This is a genomic window from Actinomyces oris (assembly GCF_001929375.1).
GTDB classification, from domain to species: Bacteria; Actinomycetota; Actinomycetes; order Actinomycetales; family Actinomycetaceae; genus Actinomyces; species Actinomyces oris_B.
This window is the reverse complement of the sequence record NZ_MSGO01000059.1, coordinates 7,289-12,010: the sequence shown is the minus strand read 5'-3', so window position 1 is coordinate 12,010 and position 4,722 is coordinate 7,289. Positions and strand designations below refer to the sequence as shown.

Sequence of the window (4,722 nt, the reverse complement as noted above, 5' to 3'; positions counted from 1 at the left end):
GGCATGAGCCGGTTGTCTCGCCGCGCCCCGAGTGGGGAGGGCCATGGATAACGACGTGCGCAGCCTGCGCGAGGCCCGCGGCCTCACCCAGGCCCAGCTCGGCGCCGCCCTGGGCGTCTCCAGGCAGAGCATCAACTCCATCGAGAAGGGCAAGTACGACCCCTCCCTTCCCCTGGCCATCGCCATCGCCCGCTACTTCGAGACCACTGTTGAGGAGATCTTTCATGTCTGAGTCAGAGCCCACGCCGCCCACGCCCACTCCTTCCTCCGCTGCGGCCACCGGTTCGTCCTCCTCCGACTCGACGCCGAGTGCTCGGACAGGCCTGAAGGTCACCAGGCCGCGGCCGCCCGTCGTCGGGCGCATGGCCTACGTTGTCGTCGTCGTGATCCTCATGTGGGTGGCGGCGTTGACGATCCCGATGTCCAACGGCTTTCTCTATGGTGGCGCCAGTGGGGCGTCAGCCATGATGCTCGTCTACGTCGCCCTGATCATCGCCAAGAGGCGCGGATACGAGACCTTCGTCGTCCGTGGGCTTGAGAAGCGGGAGGACGAGCGGGACAGGGCCGCCTCGCAGCGGGCCTGGGCGCTCACCGGCGTCGTCGGGTTCTTCGGCAATGTTGTCGTTGGCGCTGTGGGTGCCTTCGGAGGATCGATGAAGCTGGCCCTGGTTGTCGTTCTGTGGCTCCAGCTGGTCAGCTTCATCGGAGGGAACATCTACTTCAACCGCACGATGTAGGTCGAGGGAGCGTGGTTGCATCGCCCCGCACGCCCTGCCCGACCCGCACACACATCGACGAGATCTTCATAAATGACCCGGAGCCGCGTCGATTCTGAAGTTTTTGTTGGTGAGTGAGGAAGGGGCTTAGGTCGGCGGCGACCACCGGCGTCTTCGCGTAGACTTCGCTCCACCCTGACCGGCGTCCCACGTCGGCCATCGTTCCCTGTCCCACCCGCCCGCCCCGGGCGCACCCGAGGAGAATCCATGGTCCAGCAGTCCGCCCCGCCAGGAATCTGGGACGAGGACCCCGACGGCGCCTCCATCCTCCTGGCCACGGGGCGCGCCCGCCATGACCTCCTCGTCATCGCCGAGCCCGCCTTCCTGCGCGATCTCGATCAGGCCTGGGGGCGCCCATCGGCCCGGGTGCGCCTGTCCTTCCTGCCCGGCGTTCAGGCTCCGAGCGCCCCCGGCCAGGAGGACGCGCTCGTGTCCTATGAGCGCGGGGGCCTTGGCGTCCTCGTCGCCCGTGGTCGCACCAGCATGTACGAGGGCGAGGCCGCCCGCGGTGCGACGGCGCTGGCCCGGATCGCCAGCGGGGCCCGCCTGCGCGCCGCCCTGCTCGTCACCCGCGCCACCCCGCTGCGCGGCTCCGGTGACGTGGCCGGGGGGACGGCGCCGGGGCAGGTGCGCGTCGTCGCCGACCACCTCAACGTCTCCGGTGGCTCTCTCTTCCCGGCCGCCGGCATGGTCTCGGCGGGCTGGGACGCGAGGCTCACCGAGCGCCTGGGGAGCCTCCGCGGCGTGAGCGGCAGCTCCGTGGTCGCCCTCGTGCCCGGGCCGCTGCGTCCGAGTCCGGCCGAGTCCCGCGCCCTGGCCTCCCTGGGTGCCGACGCCGCCGTCACCGACTCCGTGGCTGAGGCCATGATCCTGGCCTCGAGGGGAGTGGCGGTCTCCGCCCTGACCTACCTCGACGCCCCGGCCGCCGGCGGCAACCTCGGGCGGGCGCAGCTCTCCCTGAGGCAGGCCTCCGGCGTCACCCTGGCTGCCATCGAGGAGGTCCTCAGAAGCCTGCGGGCCAGCGCCTGAGCGTGATTCTGGGAACGGCGTGGAAAAGGATGCTGCCCAGGCTTCCGGCCCCCGTTAAGGTCATCTTGTGAAACCCTTCCTCTTCCTGGCCACCCGCAGCGACGACGAGCCCGCCGACGCCGAGTACGAGGCATTCCTCAAGCGCACCGGCCTGGACGAGTCCACGCTCCGCCGCCTGCGCCTGGAGTCCCAGTCCCTGCCGCAGATCGACCTGAACGACTGGTCCGGCATCCTCGTGGGCGGCTCTCCCTTCAACGCCTCCACCCCGGCGGAGAAGAAGTCCGCCACCCAGAAGCGGGTCGAGGCCGAGCTCTCCGGCCTGCTCGACCGCGTCGTCGAGGCCGACTTCCCCTTCTTCGGCGCCTGCTACGGCGTGGGTACGCTCGCCTGCCATCAGGGCGCCGTCGTCGACGCCACCTACGGCGAGGCCGTCACCGCCCCCGAGGTCACTCTCACCGAGGCCGGCCTGGTCGACCCGATCTGCGCGGGCGTCCCGAAGGTCTTCCAGGCCTTCGTCGCCCACAAGGAGGCGGTCACGGCGCTGCCGTCCCACGCCGTCGTCCTGGGGACCGGCGAGGCCTGCCCGGTCCAGATGTTCCGGGTCGGCTCCAACCTGTACGCCACCCAGTTCCATCCCGAGCTCGACGGCGACTACCTCGCCCACCGGCTCGGCTTCTACGCCGGTCACGGCTACTTCGCCGACGACGAGCTCGTCGAGCTCCAGGCGCGTGTGCGTCTCGACGACGTCTCCGACTCCTGGAAGCTGCTGGCCAACTTCGTGTCCGTCCACGCCCGCGACTGACGAGCGCGCCGACCTGTCCTGGCGGGTTCTCTGTCCGGCGCGGTCAGAAGGAGCGGCTCCGGCCCGCGCTGTCGTGTGAGCGCGGGCCGGACCGTTATGTGAAGGCTGCGCTCCGATTGCTGTGTCTGATGCGGAGCGGGGAGCTGTCGGAGGGCGAGGTGCCAGCGGCTACTTCTGCGGAAAAGCTCGCTGCATCGCTCTGTCAAGTTCCTGGATCGTCTGGTACTGCTGTTTGAACCACCCGCGGACGCCGGTGGGGGCGGTGCCGTCGTTGTTGGCCTGGGACGCGGAGGCGGTGACTGCTGCGGGCTCGGCGGCGCTGGCGGTGGTGCCGCTCAGTGCGAGTCCGGTGGTCAGGATGCCTGCGCTCAGGGCCAGGACGTGTCGCGGGGGTCAGTCGCGGATGGGTTCTACTTGCTGTCGGACATGCTGCTGGCCGAGGGGTTGGCCGACATCTTGTCGTCGCTCGTCTTGCCGTCGGACATCTTGCCGTCGGACATCTTGCCGTCGCTCGTCTTCCCGTCGGACATCTTGCCGTCGGACATCTTGCCGTCGCTCATCTTGCCGTCGGACATCTTGCCGTCGCTGGGAGTGGAGGTCTGCTCCATCTTGCCCGTGTTGGCGTTTGCGGATCCACAGGCGGCCGTGCCGACGGCGAGGGCGGCGACGAGCAGGGCGGCTGACATGATCTTGCGAGTGCGCATGGGAGAACTCCTTGGTGACATCAATGGGTGATGTGGCAGGTGAATGGTGGTGCACCGACGTGGTGCGCCGTCATCAGGAGTTCGGAGCCGCGAGGCGTCTGGATGGTGCCAGGAGAGTGACTCCAACCACACGGCTGGCGGCACCGATGCCCCGATCGGGCCTGCTACTGGCCGTCCTCGTTGGCATTCGCTGTGTCCGTGGCAGCCTCCTGGGTGGCTTGGGTGGCTTCGGCCTTCTTGCGTTCCCGGCGGGCTCGGTCGCGTTGGCGACGTCGTGCTCGGGCCTCCTCCTTCTTGTGGAAGGCGGCTGCCTTGGTCGCCATCCACTGCGGGATGAACTCAGGATCCCGGGGATGGCGATCCAACTCGTATGCAGCGTCGTGATCGCCAGCGGGGTCTCCGTTAATGACTGGCTCGCGCATCCAGTCCGACTCCTGATGCAGCACACCGTCCGAGGCCTCCATCCACAGGTATGAATACAGCCAGGCACCTCGACGAGCATCCACCTGAGCCTCACGCAGGTCATCTACTGCAAAACTCAGTTTACTGGGATTTCGAATCGGTGAACGTTTCCCGTTTACAGTAATCCATGTCACCTCCTGTCCAACGATTGCGATCGCAGTCGACTCAACCTCAATGCGTTCTCCGCCCGTGTCGGCGAGCAGGTTTCGCATTATTCTCTCAATTCGGGAAAATACTTCTGAAACCAATTCCTGTTCGATTCCCATTGTCTATCTCTCCCTCTCCACAGGGCCTGCTTTAACGTTAATGAAACGTTCTCCGTGTGGGGTTCCTTGGGCGTCCGTCCATGATGCTGTGAATTTAGTGGGAACTCGCTCGCTGCCGACGAGGTTGGGGTTAACTGGATCCCGATACTCAAAGTCTGCGGCAAAGTTCTGGTAATTCTCCGGTTTGTCGGCGATTTTGGACTCCAGCACATGATAGGACTTGAGGTCGCTGCCAGGAATATCCTGGTTGACTTCCTTGAGCATCGCCACCAAGTTGATCTTCTCAGGCGGGCCATAGAATTGCGTGCCGGCTATATGTCCTCCATTGTGCTCGCCGGGTAGGGCGCTGCCGTCGGCATTGACTCTCCGCTGGGTGTCAGTGGAACGGACGCCGTCCACGTCCTTAGGTTTGGGCGTCATCTCGCCGTCGACCTCCATGTGTGTGGTACGTGCATACTCGTCGGTGACGTAGTGGAACTTGCCGACCCCCTGACAGTAGAAGTGACCTTGAGGCTTATTCACGGCATCTGTCAAGGCGCTGTGACCTGCGCAGACGCCAGTGTCGACTAGCCCTGTGAATAAGCCTCCTTGTTTAAGGTGTGCGCAGGACATTGTTTTAAGGTTGCGACAAGCGGTCTGTTGGCCTGCGGTGGGAGCGGAAAGGCCTTGTGGTGCTGGGGTCA

At 66.0% G+C, this 4,722-nt stretch carries 7 protein-coding genes; 4 read left to right on the top strand and 3 right to left on the bottom strand.

Annotation, left to right across the window (positions count from 1 at the left end; translation table 11 throughout):
• Positions 1 to 43: 43 nt before the first annotated feature.
• From BKH32_RS11780 to BKH32_RS11765, 4 genes are all read left to right on the top strand, one after another.
• A complete protein-coding gene (locus BKH32_RS11780; RefSeq protein WP_075250197.1) occupies positions 44 to 232 on the top strand; it encodes a helix-turn-helix transcriptional regulator in 189 nt (62 codons plus the stop codon).
• Positions 225 to 737, top strand: a complete 513-nt coding sequence (locus tag BKH32_RS11775; protein WP_256691816.1) for a hypothetical protein — start codon at positions 225 to 227, stop codon at positions 735 to 737. The genes BKH32_RS11780 and BKH32_RS11775 overlap by 8 nt, the downstream gene beginning before the upstream one ends.
• A gap of 246 nt (positions 738 to 983) precedes the next feature.
• The gene (locus BKH32_RS11770) at positions 984 to 1,805 is read left to right on the top strand and encodes a purine-nucleoside phosphorylase (RefSeq protein WP_075250195.1); all 822 of its coding nucleotides are present in this window, start codon (positions 984 to 986) and stop codon (positions 1,803 to 1,805) included.
• A 67-nt stretch (positions 1,806 to 1,872) separates the two neighbouring features.
• Complete coding sequence (locus BKH32_RS11765; RefSeq protein ID WP_075250194.1) at positions 1,873 to 2,607, top strand: glutamine amidotransferase; 735 nt, start codon at positions 1,873 to 1,875, stop codon at positions 2,605 to 2,607.
• A gap of 410 nt (positions 2,608 to 3,017) precedes the next feature.
• Here BKH32_RS11765 and BKH32_RS11755 read toward each other — a convergent pair whose 3' ends face one another.
• The 3 genes from BKH32_RS11755 to BKH32_RS11745 form a co-directional block, all read right to left on the bottom strand.
• Positions 3,018 to 3,311, bottom strand: coding sequence for a hypothetical protein (locus tag BKH32_RS11755; protein ID WP_075250193.1), 294 nt, complete (start codon positions 3,309 to 3,311; stop codon positions 3,018 to 3,020).
• Positions 3,312 to 3,475: 164 nt separating this feature from the next.
• The gene (locus tag BKH32_RS11750; protein ID WP_075250192.1) at positions 3,476 to 4,039 is read right to left on the bottom strand and encodes a hypothetical protein; all 564 of its coding nucleotides are present in this window, start codon (positions 4,037 to 4,039) and stop codon (positions 3,476 to 3,478) included.
• Positions 4,040 to 4,042: 3 nt separating this feature from the next.
• The gene (locus BKH32_RS11745; protein WP_218638472.1) at positions 4,043 to 4,573 is read right to left on the bottom strand and encodes a DNA/RNA non-specific endonuclease; all 531 of its coding nucleotides are present in this window, start codon (positions 4,571 to 4,573) and stop codon (positions 4,043 to 4,045) included.
• Positions 4,574 to 4,722: the final 149 nt, after the last annotated feature.

Bases quoted from the DNA above. Each gene is read 5' to 3' on its own strand.
- BKH32_RS11775 (WP_256691816.1), top strand. From the start codon at position 225: ATGTCTGAGTCAGAGCCCACGCCGCCCACGCCCACTCCTTCCTCCGCT.
- BKH32_RS11770 (WP_075250195.1), top strand. From the start codon at position 984: ATGGTCCAGCAGTCCGCCCCGCCAGGAATCTGGGACGAGGACCCCGAC.
- BKH32_RS11780 (WP_075250197.1), top strand. From the start codon at position 44: ATGGATAACGACGTGCGCAGCCTGCGCGAGGCCCGCGGCCTCACCCAG.
- BKH32_RS11750 (WP_075250192.1), bottom strand. From the start codon at position 4,039: ATGGGAATCGAACAGGAATTGGTTTCAGAAGTATTTTCCCGAATTGAG.
- BKH32_RS11755 (WP_075250193.1), bottom strand. From the start codon at position 3,311: ATGCGCACTCGCAAGATCATGTCAGCCGCCCTGCTCGTCGCCGCCCTC.